This window comes from Pontibacter saemangeumensis (assembly GCF_039541895.1).
GTDB classification, from domain to species: Bacteria; Bacteroidota; Bacteroidia; order Cytophagales; family Hymenobacteraceae; genus Pontibacter; species Pontibacter saemangeumensis.
The window spans coordinates 1-15,478 of record NZ_BAABHC010000009.1; the positions used below are offsets into that span (position 1 = coordinate 1).

Genomic DNA, 15,478 nt, shown 5'->3' on the forward strand with positions numbered 1-15,478 from the left:
AAATCAGCTGAGACCATGATTCAGATTACCATGATACATATCATGCTTAAGAAATTATCTAAATGAAATCAAAACAGCCTCTAAGAATATATACTATTTCCTGCAGGCCCATTCGAAATCACAGCATAAAGAAAATACATGGTTAAAGTTGAAGAGGCGGAAGCAATCATTCAGGCGGAGCGCAGGGATTTTGGCACAGAGTCCGTAGCGTTTGAGCAGGCGCTGGGAAGGGTGCTGGCCGAAAACCTGAAGACAGACCGGGACCTTCCCCCTTTCAACCGGGTTGCCATGGATGGCATCGCCATCCGATTTGCGGCTTTCGAAGGAGGCACCCGCTCTTTCCCTATCAGCGCTACCCAGGCGGCAGGAGAGCCGCCTGTGGATATTAAAGCGGCGACTGACTGCATCGAGATTATGACAGGGGCCGCCCTGCCGCCTTCCACAGACACCGTGATCCGGTACGAAGACTTTCGGATTGAAAATGGCGTTGCGACTGTTTTAACGGAGGACATCAGCAGGGGCCAGAACATTCATGCGCAGGGAAAGGACAAAAGGCGGCATGATACGGTGGCCGCCGCTGGCCAGGTGATTTCCCCGGCGCTGCTTGGCATGGCCGCCGCTGTGGGCGCGAGCGCGTTGCAGGTAAAGAAGCTGCCGAAGGTGGTGGTGATCTCGACAGGCGATGAACTGGTGGACGTGGAGGAGACACCGCTGCCTTACCAGATACGGCGCTCGAACAGCTATATGGTGCAGGCCGCACTGCAAAAATACCAGCTGCACGCCCACCTGCTGCACATACCCGACGATGCCGAAGCAACGAAGGCGGAACTGGCCCTGTGCCTGCAGCACTACGAGGTGATCATTTTGAGCGGGGGGATTTCTATGGGCAAGTTCGATTATGTGCCGCAGGTGCTGGAGGCGCTGTCGGTACAGAAGCTGTTTTATAAGGTGCAGCAGCGGCCGGGTAAGCCTTTCTGGTTCGGGAAGCATGCGAACGGCGCGCTGGTGTTTGCCTTGCCCGGCAACCCCGTTTCTACGTTCATGTGCCTGCACCGCTATTTCCTGCCGTGGCTCATGGCTTCTTTGGGTTTAGATAACCCCGAGAGGTACGGTGTCCTGAATGGAGATGTCTCATTCCAAGCGCCCTTGCAATATTTTCTGCAGGTGAAATTGGGAATGAACGGGCAGGGGCAGGTGCTGGCAACGCCCTTCGAGGGCAACGGCTCCGGCGACTTCGCCAACCTGGTGGAGGCGGATGCCTTCCTGGAGCTTCCGCTGGGAAAAAGTAATTTTACGAAAGGAGAGGTGTATCGGATTTGGCCGTTCAGGTAGAGGAGCCGGAAATAACACCCTTTCGGATGGCAGAGGAATTTGTTGCATTTACCTCCAGAAAAAGCATCCTGCAGGAGATCAGAAGACATATATAAATCAAATGATAACATGAGTGAATTTTCGCACTTAGACGAAAAGGGCAAGGCCACGATGGTGGACGTGGGCGGGAAGCAGGTGACGACGCGAACGGCCACTGCCCGGAGCGTTGTGGTGCTGCCGCCCGAGGTACTGGAGAAACTGAACGAAGGCGACATCCAGACCAAAAAAGGATCGGTGTTCCAGATCGCCATCATCGCCGGCATCATGGGGGCGAAGAAAACGGGCGAACTGATTCCGCTTTGCCACCCGCTGGGCCTAGACAACTGCCAGATCGAACTGCACCTGAACGAACAGCAGGAGTTGGTGATCGACTGCACCGCCAGCATCACGGCAAAAACAGGGGTGGAGATGGAGGCGCTGGTTGGCGCCTCGGTGGCAGCGCTGACGGTATATGACATGTGCAAAGCCCTAAGCCACGATATAGTGATAAAGGAAACCAAGCTGATCACTAAAACAGGAGGGAAGCGTGATTTCAAAAGAGCATAAAAAGCATAGCCTCCTCGCCCGGCCCGCCTATGGCAACTTTGCCCGCAACGAGTGGGCGATGGTAGGTGCGCCCTGCGGGGATATAAAGGCATTGGCCGAAAAGGTGATTTCGGCTTTATCACCCCTTTATAAATGCGCCTACGTGGATGCCGCGCATGCGCATGATGATGCCCAGCCAGATCTACCTGCCCCTCTGGCAGCAGGTGCTGCTGCAGCTTATACCGACCGGATCAGCTATCATCAATTTGATTTTAAGCAGCAACCCGACACTTTTAAATTCCGGCAGCTTTTCTCGGAAACGGACCTGGTGCTGGCGAACGGCAACCACCACCAGGCAAAGGCGCAGGTGGTGATCCTGGATAAACGCAAAAGAGCCTCGCTGCAGAAAAGGCTTTCGCAACTCACGAATGTAACTTTGTTCTTACTGGCCGATAACGCAGTGGAGGTGTTTGATTTTGTACGGGAGGCAGTGCCGGCCTGGCGCGACCTTCCTATATATAAACTAAGCGAGACAGATAAAATTGTCGCATTCTTCCGGCAGGAGATGCAGCGGGCAAAGCCGGTGCTGAACGGACTGGTGCTGGCCGGCGGGCAGAGCCAGCGCATGGGCCGCGACAAAGGAGCCATCGCCTGGCATGGGCGGGAGCAGCGGTTCTATATGGCGGATCTGCTAAAAAGCTCTTGCGAGGAGGTAGCCATCTCCTGCCGCCCGGAACAGCAGGCGGAGTTGAGCAGCAGCGGCTATAAAACGCTGCCAGATACGTTTATGGGCCTCGGGCCCTATGGGGCCATACTGTCGGCGTTCCGGGAGCAGCCGGATGTGGCCTGGCTGGTAGTGGCCTGCGACCTGCCGCTGCTGGATGCTCAAACCCTGCAGCAGTTGACAGCGCAGCGGAATCCTGCCATGGTCGCGACTACCTTCGAAAGCCCGCACGACGGTTTCCCGGAGCCGCTCATCACGATCTGGGAACCCAAGAGTTACCCGGTACTGCTCTCGTTTCTAGCGCAGGGCTATACCTGCCCGCGCAAGGTGCTGCGAAACAGCGACATCCAACTGCTGAAGCCTCAGTACCCCGATGCCCTCCGGAACGTAAACACGCCCGAGGAACTGGAGAAAGTAAAGCAACTGCTGCCCTAAGCTGTGCGGAGGCAACACTGGCTATTTATGATATAATATTTAGCTGCGATGCAGGTCAGGCGTGTGGCTGGGTAAGGTCTTTTGCATGCAGACGCTGTTCTCTACACCTGCGTATTGCCCGTAATTCGGGATGATTCTGTAGTCGCTTTTGGTGTAGAGCCGGATGGCTTCGGGCTGGGCCTTTCCGGTTTCAAGGATCAGTTCCTGAAACCCCAGTTCATTTGCCCAGTGCTCCAGCGCACTTAACACCTTTCCGGCTATGCCCTGCCCCCGAAACTCAGGGCGAACATACATCCGCTTCACTTCCACAGTGCCGGCAGCATAGGCCTTGATTGCACCGCACCCAACAGGCTGGTCTTCCAAATAAGCCACTACGACATGCCTGATCATATCGATCTTATTGAACTGAGCATAAAAAGCATGGTCTTCGCCGTCCCTGATGCTGAGGTCCAGGTCTAGCAGGCGTACAAGCTTGACAAAGTCAGGGTTGGTAGAGTCCGTTCGGAGGAGTGTGAGCATAGCTTTTGAAAATTCTGATGATACTGCGGTTTGGTTAGTTTTCCAGCTAACTGCCGCTGTGCGAATCTAAAAATTTTTATCCGATTTCAAACTTCCTGAGGAAGGCATGAACTGCAGCATTATAGAAGGCTGGGTTGTCTTCGTGCAGGATATGGGAAGCCCCGGGAACAGTAATGCGTTCCGCATGCGCCAGGAGTTCGCTCAGCCTGTCGAGAAGGTAATGGAACATGCGGGGGCTTTTTTCTCCCGCAACTAATAAAACCGGGACTACGATCCGGCGAATCTCTGACAGATCTAGAGGTGGAAACCCTGAACCGAGGAACTCAGCTTTGATAAGGTTCGCCCGTACCTGTTCCCGCCTCGCTTCGGACAGATGCACGAAAGCCTGTGTGCCGAGCGTGGCCTTGCCAAAAATCTCCATGGCAGCCTCCAGTTTGCCGGCTTTGACGGCAGCCGTTGCGGGGCCAATCCCTGTTGCTCCGAATTTAATGAGGGCAAGGGCCGTTTTTGGTCTTGAAAATAGTAATCTGAGAAGCTCCGTGGGTTTGGGGGAATTGCTTACAAACAAGGTAATAGCCGGAGGCTCTGCTAACACCAGCGTTCGGACCAATTGAGGGCTTTTTGCAGCAAGCAGCAGGCAAACAAAGGCCCCATAGGAATGGCCGACCAGATGCACGGGTTTGCTTCCAAGCTTTGCAAGAAGATCTTCCAGATCTCCGACATGCCCGGCCATCGAGTAATCTTCTCCCGCCGCTATCCTTTGATTCGGCCAGTGATAGCGCCTGCTGTATGCGACAGTATGGTAATAGTTCGAGAATTCCTGCTGCTGTTTTTCCCAGGTCCGGTAATCGCTGGCAGAGCCGTGAACGAAAACAATGAAATTGCCCGTGCCTTTTTCAATGTAATGAAGCTGATACCCGTTGCGTGTTGTATATACCATCGCCATCACTTCTATGACTTTATATATACGTATCACCTCAACCAAGATTATGAGGAATAATGATCACACATTAGCTTAATTATGGGTGTGCGGCTACCCAGACTTCACCGTCTTCAAAGATTTCTTTTTTCCAGATGGGCACCGTTTGTTTCAGCGTATCGATGAGAAAGCGGCAGGCGTCGAAGGCGGCGGCCCGGTGGGCGGCGGAGACGGCGATGACGACTGGCACCTCGCCGATTTGCAAGATGCCGGTGCGGTGGTGGAGGAGCACTTTGTGCAATGGCCACTTTGCCATCGCCTGCCCGGCCAGTTTGCTCATTTCGCTCAGGGCCATAGGTATATAGGATTCAAACTCCAGGCGCACCACGGGTTTGCCTTTGGTGGCATCGCGCACGGTGCCGATGAACACGTCAATGCCCCCGCTTTGCGGCGACATCACCCAATCAATGCAGCCCGGGATATCGAGCGGCTCCTCCGTTACTTTTAGATCTATCATATAAAGCTGGTTTTAACCCCCGCTCACAGGCGGTATAATGGCAACTTCGTCGCGTTGCTGTAAAACATTATCGGTATCCGCATACTCGTTGTTTACGGCAATCATGAAGGAGGTCAGCTGTTTCAGGCGCGGGTACTGCGCCTCCAGCGCCGTCTTCAGGTTGGCAACGGTTGCGGCGTCCCCCATTTCTACCTCAACGGCAGAGGCCCCGAAGATGTCCTTGGCTATCCCAAATGCCAGTACGTTCAGTTTCATATCGCTTTCTTTTAAATCAACCTAAATGTTTATACAGCACCTCGATGCCTGCCACAAAAATCAGCACGGCCGTCATGCGCCGGATCATGAGCGGATTGAACTTCATGATCGCCATCCGCGACCCTAACTGGCCGCCGGCAAACACGGCCGCACATAATAACAGGATTCGCGTGTAATTAATTGCAGGCGGCAGCTGCAGCAGTTGCCCGGCAATGCCCGAAATAGAGTTCACGAGGATGAAGACGCTTGCAGTGGCGGCTATTTTCCTGGAGTTGTCCCACCGGATCAGGTTCAGCAGCGGCGATAGGAAAATGCCGCCGCCAATGCCCAGCATGCCCGACAGAAAGCCGATGCCCCCGCCTAACACACCATCTTTTATATAGGTATTTTTGTCTGTGGCAACAGGGGCAGCCGTCTGTGGGTGTTTCTTACTGGTCCAGAGCAGCACGGCCGCCAGCAGCAGGCTACAGCCCAGCAGTATGAAAAACGTGCGCTGTTCTATCCGGAGCGTGGCGCCTAAAAAGGCCATGGGCACACTGGCCAGCACCAGCGGCATGATCTTCCGCCAATTCACATGGTTGTTCTTTACAAACAGGATCGTGCCGCCCGTTACCACCACAATGTTGCAGAGCAGGGCAATTAACCGCAGTTCTTTGAAAGGCAGCGCATATAAGGCGAGAATCGCGAGGTAACTGGAGCCGCCGCCAAAGCCGACGGAGGCATATATAAACGCAATGAAAAAAAAGAATAGCAGGAGTTCCCAGTGCTGCATGTCGGTATGGTCAGGGCTTGGGTGTCTAACGGTGTGGGACTGGCATTTTAGTTTTGAAGCGGAAGGCAGCATTTGTCCTTTCGCCCCGCTTTTACCTCTTGAGCGGTTGCGTCTGTCAATCGCAGCCATTCACCCCCGCCGGCATCAGACCGAATTTTACTGAGCTAAAATAGCTATTTTTATCCATATATAAGTGCTGCTGCTCCAAACGGGTGCCGGAAGTGGCGAAGGAGCGGGAGAAATTTTTCTATGCCCATATATAAAAGCCTGCTGCACATCAGGGCGCAGCAGGCTTTTTAAGATATTAATGAACAGGTTTTATACCACTATCAGTTGGTTCATGCGCATTGCATTTTACTTTTCTGCAGATTTCCCTCCTCGGAGGGGCAGGAGTGGGTTCTATAGAACATCTTCGTGCGCAGTATTCAGTTGATAATGGCACTTAGCCTTTCCAGAGGGAACAAAAAAGGCAGCCATATAGTGCTACGGCCGCCTTTTGATTCGAAGTCATTGACTTTATCTATTTATTCCAATGTCGCTGTATATATCCCGCTCTGCCTGAGCCAACGTGGTAGCGCTGGTAGTGTGAGGGGTTCTTTTTGTAATAGTCCTGGTGGTATTCCTCAGCCGGGTAAAACGGTTTGGCAGGCAAAATGGGCGTTACGATGGGTTGTGAAAAAGGTCCCTTCTCTGCCAATTCCTTTTTTGAATCTTCTGCCTGCTGTTTCTGCTCTTCAGAGTGGTAGAAGATAGCGGTTTGATAAGAGGAGCCCCGGTCGCCGAACTGCCCGCCGGCATCCGTCGGGTCTACCTGCTGCCAGAAAACTTCCAGCAGCTCCCTGTAGGAGATTACGCTGGGGTCGAAAGTGATCTGCACCGCCTCGTAATGTCCGGTGGTATCCGAGCAGACCTGCTCGTAGGTCGGGTTTTCTACGTTTCCGCCGGTGTACCCCGATACTACTTTTTTGATGCCCGGCCATTGGTCGAAAGGCTTTACCATGCACCAGAAGCAACCGCCGGCAAAGGTGGCCAATTCATATCTGTTTTCTTCGTCGCTCATGTCTTCTTCGTTTTAATTATCACATCCGTTGTCAGTATGCTCATTTGCTACTGCATCCGCTGCGCGAATGTTTTCCATTGCTGCTTGCTCCTGATAAAGTATCCAATTGCGGGCAGTTTAAGAAAGCCTTTGAAAGGGATTGCCCTATATAAAGTCAAAAAAGCCGGAAAGCGTTCAAGCACCCACAGGTTTGCGGTAACCCAAATACTTTTTTCATCAACTTAAACAGAAGGATACCCCGTTTGTTTTACAGGTAGGAGGTCAACCGGATTTTAAATGGTGTGATCATAACTTATGGCGCTATTACTTAAACCGGCTAAAAAGGAGCGCGTATGAACAAGCGACAGTCTTACCGTCTTTCTCCTGCATATGATCAGCATGAGGGAATATGCCGCATGAACTGGAGTATTAAGAATCTCTGCTGCGGTATAGGCAGCTGTGAACGACCGTTGATTTTTCTACCACCTCGACCCCAAGCATATGAAAAACAAACCGGAAACGGAAACCATTGAACGCGCTGCGCCCTGGCTACCACCCAGGCAAACGGTGACGCTGACCATCAACGAAACGGAAATGCAACTGCAGTTGGAGCCCTGGACGTCGCTGCTCGACCTGCTGCGGGAGCACCTGCACCTGACCGGCACCAAGAAGGGCTGCGACCACGGGCAGTGCGGCGCCTGCACCATCCTGCTGGACGGAAAACGCATTAACTCCTGCCTCACGCTGGCCGTGATGCACGACGGCTCCGACATCACCACCATCGAAGGGCTGGCAAAAGGGGAGGAGCTGCACCCCGTTCAGCAAGCTTTTATCGACCACGACGCGTTCCAGTGCGGCTACTGCACCCCCGGCCAGATCTGCTCCACCATCGGGCTGATCAACGAGGGGAAAGCGAAGACATTAGACGATATCCGGGACCTGATGAGCGGCAACATCTGCCGCTGCGGGGCCTACAGCAACATTGTGAAAGTGGTGCAGGAAGCGCTGGAAAGGAGCAAGGCCAAATGAGGAGCTTCACCTATTCCAGGGCCGCCGATGTAGCCGGGGCCGTACAGGAGATAGCCGGCAACAAAGAGGCAACGTTCATCGCCGGTGGCACCAACCTGCTCGACCTGATGAAGATCGACGTGCTGCACCCGCGCCACCTCATCGACATCACCCGCTTAGCATTAAGTTCGGTTGAGGAAACAGCAGCGGGTGGCCTTCGCCTTGGGGCCTTGGTTACTAATGCTGACACAGCTTACCACGAGCAGGTGGAGAAGCGCTACCCGGTGCTCTCGCACGCGATACTGGCAGGCGCTACGGCCCAACTCCGTAATAAAGCCACCGACGGGGGGAACCTGCTGCAGCGCACCCGCTGCTACTACTTCTATGATAAATCGACGCCCTGCAACAAGCGCGAGCCAGGCACAGGCTGCTCCGCCATCCACGGGTTCAACCGCATCCATGCCATTTTAGGGGAAAGCGAGCACTGCATCGCCACGCACCCTTCCGACATGGCGGTGGCGTTGGCCGCGCTGGAAGCGACGGTACTGGTTTCCGGACCGGATGGCGAGCGGAAGATCGCGATGGCGGATTTCCACCGCCTTCCCGGCAACACGCCGCACCTGGACACCAATTTAGGGGAAGCGGAAATCATCACCGCCATTGAGTTGCCGGCCAAAGGCTTTGCCGAACATTATGCTTATGTCAAGGTACGCGACCGCGCGTCCTATGCCTTTGCGCTGGTTTCGGTGGCTGCCTGCATGGAGATAGTGGATGGCACGATCAAGGAAGCGCGCGTAGCACTGGGAGGTGTGGCCCACAAGCCATGGCGCGTGCCGGAGGCGGAGGCCCTGCTGACCGGCCAAAAGGCCACAGCGGAAAACTTCCGGAAAGTGGCGGAGGCTTATATAGCAGGTGCCACCGGCTACGGCCACAACACCTTTAAAATAGAACTGGCAAAGCGGGCGATTGTGCGGGCGCTGCAGCAGGCAACAGAAAGGGAGGATAAAGCATGAGAACAGATTATATAGGAAAACCTACCAACCGCGTCGACGGCCGGTTGAAAGTGACAGGCGGGGCAAAGTACGCGGCAGAGTTCCATGTGCCGGGCCTGCTATATGGCTATGTGGTATCCAGCGAGATCGCCAGGGGTAACATAGCGGAGATCGACACCAACGAGGCGCTGCAACTGGAGGGGGTGCTGCAGGTGTTAACGCATGAAAATAGGCCGCCAAGCGCCTGGTTCGATAAGAGTTACCAGGATGAGGACTCGCCACCCGGCTCCCCGTTCCGGCCGCTTTACAACAGCGAAATCCAGTTCAGCCAGCAGCCCATCGCCCTGGTCGTAGCCGAAACATTCGAGGCGGCCCGCTATGGCGCTACCCTGGTGAAGGTGGTATATGAGGAAGCTCCCCATACCACGGACCTGAAGGCAAACCGCGCGCAGGCCTACACCCCCAAGAAATACAAGTCGACGCCGCCGCCAGACTCGCGCGGGGATGTGGATGCTGCCTTTGCCAGCGCCGCCGTGAAAGTGGAGCAGGAGTACACGCACCCGTCGGAGCACCACAACCCCATGGAGATGCATGCCTCCACGGCCATCTGGGAAGAAGACGGCACCCTGACGGTATATGACAAGACGCAAAGCGTCAAGAACAGCCAGAACTACATCAGCCAGATCTTCGGTTTGTCCTCCAAAGAGGCGCTCGTGATCTCCCCATTTGTGGGAGGGGCCTTCGGTTCCGGGCTGCGGCCGCAGTACCAGCTGTTCCTGGCCGTGATGGCCGCCCTTGAGATGAAGCGCTCCGTAAGAGTGGTGCTTACCCGGCAGCAGATGTTCTCCTTCGGGCACCGCCCGGCTACCGTCCAGCATTTCCAGTTGGGTTGCGCTGCCGATGGCACCCTACAGGCGGTGCGCCAGGAGGCGTTTGCAGAGACTTCCAAGTTTGAGGACTACTCTGAGAATGTGGTGGTATGGCCGAACACCTTATACAAAAGCGAAAACGCGGCCTTCGATCACAAACTCATCAGTCTGGATGTGTACACCCCGCTGGACATGCGCGCGCCCGGCGGCTCTACCGGTTTGTTCGCCCTGGAGAGTGCCATGGACGAACTGGCCGCCGCCGCCGGTATCGATCCGGTGGAGTTGCGGCTGAAAAATTACACGGAGGAAGATCAGAGTAATAACGCGCCTTTTTCGAGTAAAGAACTCCGTGAGTGTTACCGCCAGGGTGCCGAGCGGTTCGGCTGGCACAAGCGCAACCCGGAGGCGCGCTCCATGAAGGAAGGGCACCAGCTCATCGGGTGGGGGATGGCCACCGGCGCGTGGGAAGCAAAACAGCAGCAGGCGAGCGCCAAAGCCCTCCTGACACCGGATGGAAAACTTACCGTGAGCAGTGCCACCGCCGACATTGGAACGGGTACTTATACCGTGATGACGCAGATTGCCGCCGAGGCCCTGGGCTTGCCGCTGGAGGACGTGACATTCAAGCTTGGTGACTCCGCGTTGCCGGAAGCGCCCCTGGAAGGAGGTTCCTGGACGGTTTCCTCGGTGGGATCTGCCGTGAAGCAGGTGTGTGATTCGGTGGGAGAGAAACTGCTGAAGCTCGCGCGCAAGGTGGAGAACTCACCGTTCGCCACCGCAAGCTTTGAGGAGGTGACCTTTGCGGATGGGGAGCTGCGGCTGAAGAGCGACGCTTCCAAAGCGCTGGCGGTAACGCGTATCCTGCAGGAGCGGGAAGTCAATGCGATTGAAGAAGAGGTAACCTCGAAACCTGCCTCAGAGCAGAAGAACTATGCTCCTTACTCGCACTCCGCCGCTTTCGTGGAGGTGAAAGTAGACGAGGACCTTGGAACTATAAAAGTAACGCGGGTGGTAAGTGCCATCGCGGGCGGGCGCATCATCAACACCAAAACCGCGAAAAGCCAGATCCTGGGCGGTGTGGTATGGGGCATCGGGATGGCGCTGGAGGAGGAGTCGCTGATGGATAACACCTTTGGCCGTTTCATGAACCATAACTTAGCCGAGTACCACGTGCCGGTAAATGCGGATATTCCCGATATAGATGTTATTTTTGTAGAAGAGCACGACGACATCGTGAACCCGCTGGGTGCCAAGGGCCTGGGGGAGATCGGCATTGTGGGAGTGGCGCCGGCCATTGCGAACGCCGTGTACCATGCCACCGGAAAGCGCATCCGCGAACTGCCGATCACGCTGGACAAGGTGATGTGAGCAGGGAGGGCATCGTAAACGTACATTGAAACATAATCAGGAGAGGCTGTTCATATATATGACAGTCTTTTCTGTTCTATATATAAACAGCTTTGGCATGAAAGAAGTAAAGGACATCGTGTTGGCTTATGACGCCGCGCAGCGGGAGGGCAAGCAGACGGCGCTTGCGACAGTCGTGCACGTGCAGGGCTCCTCGTACCGTCGACCGGGCGCGCGTATGCTGGTGACCGACGACGGAAAGCTGACAGGCGCCATCAGCGGCGGCTGCCTGGAAGGCGATGCCCTGCGTAAAGCGCGCCTCGTGATGGTGCAGCAGCAGGCGATGCTCGTCACCTACGACACCACCGATGAAGACGATGCCCAACTGGGCGTGGGCCTGGGCTGCAACGGCATTATCCAGATCCTGATCGAGCCGATAGACGCTAAAAATCCATCGAACCCGATTCAGCTGCTCAAGGCCTTTCTACGGCACAGGCAGACAGCCGTGCTAGTCACCTTGTTCTCGCTGGCGGATAAAAAGGCGGAGCAGATCGGTACCTGTTTCCTGATGGAGCAAAACCAGGAGATAACAGGGTGCCTGCTTCCTGATGAAGGCCTACAGGCTGCGCTGGAGGCAAATGCACGGGAGGCGCTCCAGACGGGCGCTTCTTCCTTTGCCGCCTACGAAGGAGCGCAGCCATTAACAGTTTTTGTGGAAGTGCTGAAGCCGGCTGTTTCGCTGGTGGTGGTGGGAGCCGGCAACGATGCTATTCCGCTTGTGCAACTGGCAGCCGTGCTGGGCTGGCAAATTACCGTGGTGGACGGCCGCGCCAACTATGCCACCACGGCGCGGTTCCCGCTGGCGACGCAGGTCCTGGTGTCTAAGCCTGAGCAGGTGCTCTCCCATATATCCCCCGACAGCCTCACCGTTTTCGTGCTGATGACGCATAACTATAACTATGACCTCGCGGTGCTCCGGCACCTCCTGCCGCTGCAGCTTCCCTATATCGGTGCCCTGGGTCCGAAGAAAAAGCTGGACCGGATGCTGGATGAACTGCGGGAGGAGGGGGTGCGGGTAACGGATGTGCAGCGCCAAGTCCTCCATGGACCGACTGGCTTGGATATCGGCGCAGAGACCTCCGAGGAAATCGCGCTGTCCATTATGGCGGAAATCAAGGCGGTGCTCGCTAAAAGGGGAGGCGCCCCCTTGCGAGACAAGGCAGATGTCATTCACCCGCGCCAGAATGCCCTAATCAGGAAAGTTACCCTTACCCGACAGGAGCAAGCCTAAGCTGAAAACCTGCGTGCAGGTTATGGATAAGATGCTGCGCCAGCAGGCGGGGCGGATTATTAGGAACAATATGCTCTGAGTTGGCCGTGAGGCAGCACCTGGAGCACAAGTCCTCTGTATATACCCAATGAAAAACAGCCTTCGGTAAGGTTTGTGACTGTAGGGTTGGGATTATATATAGCTGCAGCCCTCTACAATACTAATTGGTGATAGAGCCGGTCGAGCGTGTCCTGTGGATCGGTGCATAAACCCGGATGAACAGGGGAGGTCTGCACCACCGTGCTGCGCGTGGCGGTAAGCCATCGGAAGCGCGAGGCCACCGGCAGCTGGCCAATAGTTCCGCCAGTCTTGCCCCCTTTGCAGATACGAGCTAAGGCCTGAAGCCGCTCCTCCAGTTCAGTTATATCCACCTCCTTCGTAAATGCCCGCAGTCGTGCCTCGTCCAGGTGGTACGCCGTCTGCAGGAAACCCTTCGCCGCACAATATAGAATGACGCCGACATTCAGGAATTCCTCGCGCGCGACGCAGGGCACTACGCGAATAACGGCATACTCAAATAAGTGCTTTTCTGGCATGTTGCGCTTCTTGAATGAAAATTTCGGAATGAGCGATTCGGGTCTCGAGGAAGTGGACGTAGGCCCGCCGGTGCTCCTCGGCAGAGGCAAACGGCGACTCGCCTTCAAACCATGCATCGGGTACCAGGCCAACAATAGCCCGCAGGCGGTCAGGCGTTAATAAAGCGCGGAAAGCAGCATCCACGGCATCCAGTTCGTTGGCCTGCGGGAGCAAAACATGGTCCTTTACCTGCACAAAGGGCCGCCGGGCCTGTTGCTCCCAGTTTTGCCAGGAATGGTGGAAAAAGAGCGAGGCCCCGTGGTCGATCAGCCAGAGGTCCTTGTGCCACATGAGCATATTGGTATTGCGGGGCGTGCGGTCTACGTTGGTGAGCAGGCAATCCAGCCACACGATCTGTGAGGCGAGGGTGGGAGTTACGGTAGTTACCAGGGCATCGAAGGTGATGGCGCCGGAGAGGTAATGCAGTCCTAGGTTCAGCCCTTCGCTCGCCCGGAGCAGGTCCTGGATTTCCTCGTCGGGCTCGGTGCGGCCAAAGGCTTCGTCGAGCGTGGCGAACACCAGCTCCGGCACCCGCAGCCCCAGCGCACGCGCCACTTCCCCGCCAATCAGTTCGGCGATCAGCGCCTTCACGCCCTGCCCGGCGCCCCGGAACTTGAGCACATACATAAATTCATCGTCAGCCTCTACCAGCGCAGGCAGAGAACCGCCCTCCCGCAAGGGCGTGACGTACCGCGTAACCTGCACAGACCTAATCTCAGGTGGGTATTGATTCATATTGCCTTCTTATATAAATGCTCCCGGCGAAAAAACATTGCACTGCAAGGATGAGCGGAGCAAGGCCTTAAACATTCGAACAAACCCGCTTCTTCGTCAGATGCCGGACAAAAATAAGCATTTCTAATCAAAGACTGTACTGGAAGGAGGTATGGCGGTAAGAAATCCTCCCCACGTGCAGCAGCATTAAATCAGGACAGAATCAACGGTGGGAGGTAACAGCAGGAGCGCAGGAAGAGTATACCTGCCTGTGGGAACTACAAAAACAACCAGGTATATGAAAGACAAACGCACGGTGGAACAGGTAATAGCCAGGCACAAAGACTCAGGAAAGTTTTTTACAGTAGATGGTGTGCAGACCTTTGCGCTTGACCAGGGAAGCGGTGAAGCCGTGCTCTGTCTTCACGGTGTACCCACTTCCTCCTTTTTGTACCGCAACGTAGTCCGCTCACTCGCACAGAGAGGATTTCGGGGTGTTTCCATAGACCTGCCCGGGCTGGGGCTGGCCGAGCGGCCCTCCGGATTCGATTACTCTTTCGGCAACTTTGCCCGCTTCCTGGCGAATGCCGCCCAGCAACTGGGGCTGGAGAAATACCACCTCGTGGTGCACGACATAGGCGGGCCCATCGGCTTTGCGCTTGCGGCCACGCACCCGGACAGGATCCTGTCGCTCACCATCCTGAACACGTGGGTGGATGTGGTGAATTTTCAGAAGCCGATGCCCATGCGCCCGTTTGAGAAGCGCGTAATAGGCGAATTGCAACTGGCAGCGCTGCGCCACCGCACCTGGTACATGATGTTCAAGAGCGTAGGCACTGTAGACCATGAGCGCATCACCAAAGAGGAAGTTTACGCCTACGTGGACTTGCTGAAACGGGAGGATGGCGGCAAGGCTTTCCTTAAAATAATGCGCAACTTCGACCATTCCATTGAGTTCAGGGACCTTTGCTTAAAGGCCGTGAAGTACACGCCATATCCTGTGCAGGTCATCTGGGGCGCCGAAGACCCCGGGCTTACTTTCAGGCGCTATGGGTTTGAAATCATGGAAGCGGCTGAGTTAGAGCACCTCTATACGCTGAAGGCAAGCCATCTGCTGCAGGAGGAACGGTGGGAGGAAATAGCGCAAAGAATTACAGAGATAGCATATATAGGCTGATTATATCAGGACAGGTATCGCTCACAGGTATGATTCTGTTAACAGCTTACTCCCTTACAACACCGTGGTGGGGAAGTGCGCGCTTCAGAAGTGACAGGAGAGCATATATAAACAGGCGCGGTGAATTGTCACCAACGATACCTTAAGATTTTGAGGATCAGCCAGGTCATCACTATAGTTGGCTTTATATAGATCAGGAACTAAGGCGTGCTACCGCCTCCTGCTGCTCCACGTATTGCTGCGAAATCGCCGCGCTGCCTGCCTTCAATTGTTTTTATCTCAGGTTTCTCATTTGTTTTGACGTCAGTACATGGATGAGGCAACCGAGCGAGGGCATATATAATTCAGACGAAAAAGCACCTTCCATGGCATATAATATGGGCGAGGAG

At 55.3% G+C, this 15,478-nt stretch carries 16 protein-coding genes; 8 read left to right on the plus strand and 8 right to left on the minus strand.

Translation table 11 applies throughout. From position 1 onward, the window contains the following. Window positions 1–138 precede the first annotated feature (138 nt). From ABD920_RS09135 to ABD920_RS09145, 3 genes are all read left to right on the plus strand, one after another. Complete coding sequence (locus tag ABD920_RS09135) at window positions 139–1,332, plus strand: molybdopterin molybdotransferase MoeA (RefSeq protein ID WP_345158460.1); 1,194 nt, start codon at window positions 139–141, stop codon at window positions 1,330–1,332. 108 nt (window positions 1,333–1,440) lie between these two features. Further along, window positions 1,441–1,917 (plus strand): cyclic pyranopterin monophosphate synthase MoaC, encoded by a 477-nt coding sequence (gene moaC / locus ABD920_RS09140; protein WP_345158461.1) that lies wholly within the window; start codon window positions 1,441–1,443, stop codon window positions 1,915–1,917. Next, window positions 1,898–3,055 (plus strand): NTP transferase domain-containing protein, encoded by a 1,158-nt coding sequence (locus tag ABD920_RS09145; RefSeq protein WP_345158462.1) that lies wholly within the window; start codon window positions 1,898–1,900, stop codon window positions 3,053–3,055. The genes moaC and ABD920_RS09145 overlap by 20 nt, the downstream gene beginning before the upstream one ends. 39 nt (window positions 3,056–3,094) lie before the next feature. On the opposite strand, the gene ABD920_RS09150 is transcribed toward ABD920_RS09145, so the two are convergent. From ABD920_RS09150 to msrA, 6 genes are all read right to left on the minus strand, one after another. Continuing rightward, on the minus strand, window positions 3,095–3,574 hold the full coding sequence (locus tag ABD920_RS09150; protein ID WP_345158463.1) for a GNAT family N-acetyltransferase: 480 nt from the start codon (window positions 3,572–3,574) through the stop codon (window positions 3,095–3,097). Between the two features lie 76 nt (window positions 3,575–3,650). After that, window positions 3,651–4,520, minus strand: coding sequence for an alpha/beta fold hydrolase (locus ABD920_RS09155; protein WP_345158464.1), 870 nt, complete (start codon window positions 4,518–4,520; stop codon window positions 3,651–3,653). A 73-nt stretch (window positions 4,521–4,593) separates the two neighbouring features. Continuing rightward, window positions 4,594–5,010 carry a molybdenum cofactor biosynthesis protein MoaE gene (locus tag ABD920_RS09160; RefSeq protein WP_345158466.1) on the minus strand — a complete coding sequence of 139 codons (417 nt, stop codon included), beginning with the start codon at window positions 5,008–5,010 and terminating at the stop codon, window positions 4,594–4,596. 12 nt (window positions 5,011–5,022) lie between these two features. Further along, window positions 5,023–5,265 (minus strand): molybdopterin converting factor subunit 1, encoded by a 243-nt coding sequence (gene moaD, locus ABD920_RS09165; RefSeq protein WP_345158467.1) that lies wholly within the window; start codon window positions 5,263–5,265, stop codon window positions 5,023–5,025. Window positions 5,266–5,281: 16 nt separating this feature from the next. After that, window positions 5,282–6,166: a sulfite exporter TauE/SafE family protein gene (locus ABD920_RS09170; RefSeq protein WP_345158468.1), complete on the minus strand. Its 885-nt coding sequence runs from the start codon at window positions 6,164–6,166 to the stop codon at window positions 5,282–5,284. Between the two features lie 391 nt (window positions 6,167–6,557). Then, entirely contained in the window at window positions 6,558–7,097 is a 540-nt protein-coding gene (gene msrA / locus ABD920_RS09175; protein ID WP_425568590.1) for a peptide-methionine (S)-S-oxide reductase MsrA, read from the minus strand. A gap of 480 nt (window positions 7,098–7,577) precedes the next feature. Between msrA and ABD920_RS09180 the strand changes: the two genes are divergently transcribed. From ABD920_RS09180 to ABD920_RS09195, 4 genes are all read left to right on the plus strand, one after another. Then, on the plus strand, window positions 7,578–8,105 hold the full coding sequence (locus ABD920_RS09180) for a (2Fe-2S)-binding protein (RefSeq protein WP_345158469.1): 528 nt from the start codon (window positions 7,578–7,580) through the stop codon (window positions 8,103–8,105). After that, entirely contained in the window at window positions 8,102–9,097 is a 996-nt protein-coding gene (locus tag ABD920_RS09185; RefSeq protein ID WP_345158471.1) for an FAD binding domain-containing protein, read from the plus strand. Before ABD920_RS09180 ends, ABD920_RS09185 begins: the two co-directional genes overlap by 4 nt. Further along, a complete protein-coding gene (locus tag ABD920_RS09190) occupies window positions 9,094–11,313 on the plus strand; it encodes a xanthine dehydrogenase family protein molybdopterin-binding subunit (RefSeq protein WP_345158472.1) in 2,220 nt (739 codons plus the stop codon). Before ABD920_RS09185 ends, ABD920_RS09190 begins: the two co-directional genes overlap by 4 nt. Before the next feature lie 97 nt (window positions 11,314–11,410). After that, window positions 11,411–12,583, plus strand: coding sequence for an XdhC family protein (locus tag ABD920_RS09195; protein WP_345158473.1), 1,173 nt, complete (start codon window positions 11,411–11,413; stop codon window positions 12,581–12,583). A 191-nt stretch (window positions 12,584–12,774) separates the two neighbouring features. Here ABD920_RS09195 and ABD920_RS09200 read toward each other — a convergent pair whose 3' ends face one another. Further along, the gene (locus ABD920_RS09200; protein ID WP_345158475.1) at window positions 12,775–13,158 is read right to left on the minus strand and encodes a DUF3037 domain-containing protein; all 384 of its coding nucleotides are present in this window, start codon (window positions 13,156–13,158) and stop codon (window positions 12,775–12,777) included. Continuing rightward, window positions 13,136–13,933, minus strand: coding sequence for a HipA family kinase (locus ABD920_RS09205; protein WP_345158477.1), 798 nt, complete (start codon window positions 13,931–13,933; stop codon window positions 13,136–13,138). The genes ABD920_RS09200 and ABD920_RS09205 overlap by 23 nt, the downstream gene beginning before the upstream one ends. Window positions 13,934–14,210: 277 nt before the next feature. Between ABD920_RS09205 and ABD920_RS09210 the strand changes: the two genes are divergently transcribed. Beyond that, entirely contained in the window at window positions 14,211–15,089 is an 879-nt protein-coding gene (locus ABD920_RS09210; RefSeq protein ID WP_345158479.1) for an alpha/beta fold hydrolase, read from the plus strand. The last annotated feature ends 389 nt before the right edge of the window (window positions 15,090–15,478 follow it).

What these genes read in the sequence shown, in the direction of transcription:
- ABD920_RS09135 (WP_345158460.1), top strand. Translation starts at nt 139, where the DNA reads ATGGTTAAAGTTGAAGAGGCGGAAGCAATCATTCAGGCGGAGCGCAGG.
- moaC (WP_345158461.1), top strand. Translation starts at nt 1,441, where the DNA reads ATGAGTGAATTTTCGCACTTAGACGAAAAGGGCAAGGCCACGATGGTG.
- ABD920_RS09150 (WP_345158463.1), bottom strand. Translation starts at nt 3,574, where the DNA reads ATGCTCACACTCCTCCGAACGGACTCTACCAACCCTGACTTTGTCAAG.
- ABD920_RS09155 (WP_345158464.1), bottom strand. Translation starts at nt 4,520, where the DNA reads ATGGCGATGGTATATACAACACGCAACGGGTATCAGCTTCATTACATT.
- ABD920_RS09160 (WP_345158466.1), bottom strand. Translation starts at nt 5,010, where the DNA reads ATGATAGATCTAAAAGTAACGGAGGAGCCGCTCGATATCCCGGGCTGC.
- moaD (WP_345158467.1), bottom strand. Translation starts at nt 5,265, where the DNA reads ATGAAACTGAACGTACTGGCATTTGGGATAGCCAAGGACATCTTCGGG.
- ABD920_RS09170 (WP_345158468.1), bottom strand. Translation starts at nt 6,166, where the DNA reads ATGGCTGCGATTGACAGACGCAACCGCTCAAGAGGTAAAAGCGGGGCG.
- msrA (WP_425568590.1), bottom strand. Translation starts at nt 7,097, where the DNA reads ATGAGCGACGAAGAAAACAGATATGAATTGGCCACCTTTGCCGGCGGT.
- ABD920_RS09180 (WP_345158469.1), top strand. Translation starts at nt 7,578, where the DNA reads ATGAAAAACAAACCGGAAACGGAAACCATTGAACGCGCTGCGCCCTGG.
- ABD920_RS09185 (WP_345158471.1), top strand. Translation starts at nt 8,102, where the DNA reads ATGAGGAGCTTCACCTATTCCAGGGCCGCCGATGTAGCCGGGGCCGTA.
- ABD920_RS09190 (WP_345158472.1), top strand. Translation starts at nt 9,094, where the DNA reads ATGAGAACAGATTATATAGGAAAACCTACCAACCGCGTCGACGGCCGG.
- ABD920_RS09195 (WP_345158473.1), top strand. Translation starts at nt 11,411, where the DNA reads ATGAAAGAAGTAAAGGACATCGTGTTGGCTTATGACGCCGCGCAGCGG.
- ABD920_RS09200 (WP_345158475.1), bottom strand. Translation starts at nt 13,158, where the DNA reads ATGCCAGAAAAGCACTTATTTGAGTATGCCGTTATTCGCGTAGTGCCC.
- ABD920_RS09205 (WP_345158477.1), bottom strand. Translation starts at nt 13,933, where the DNA reads ATGAATCAATACCCACCTGAGATTAGGTCTGTGCAGGTTACGCGGTAC.
- ABD920_RS09210 (WP_345158479.1), top strand. Translation starts at nt 14,211, where the DNA reads ATGAAAGACAAACGCACGGTGGAACAGGTAATAGCCAGGCACAAAGAC.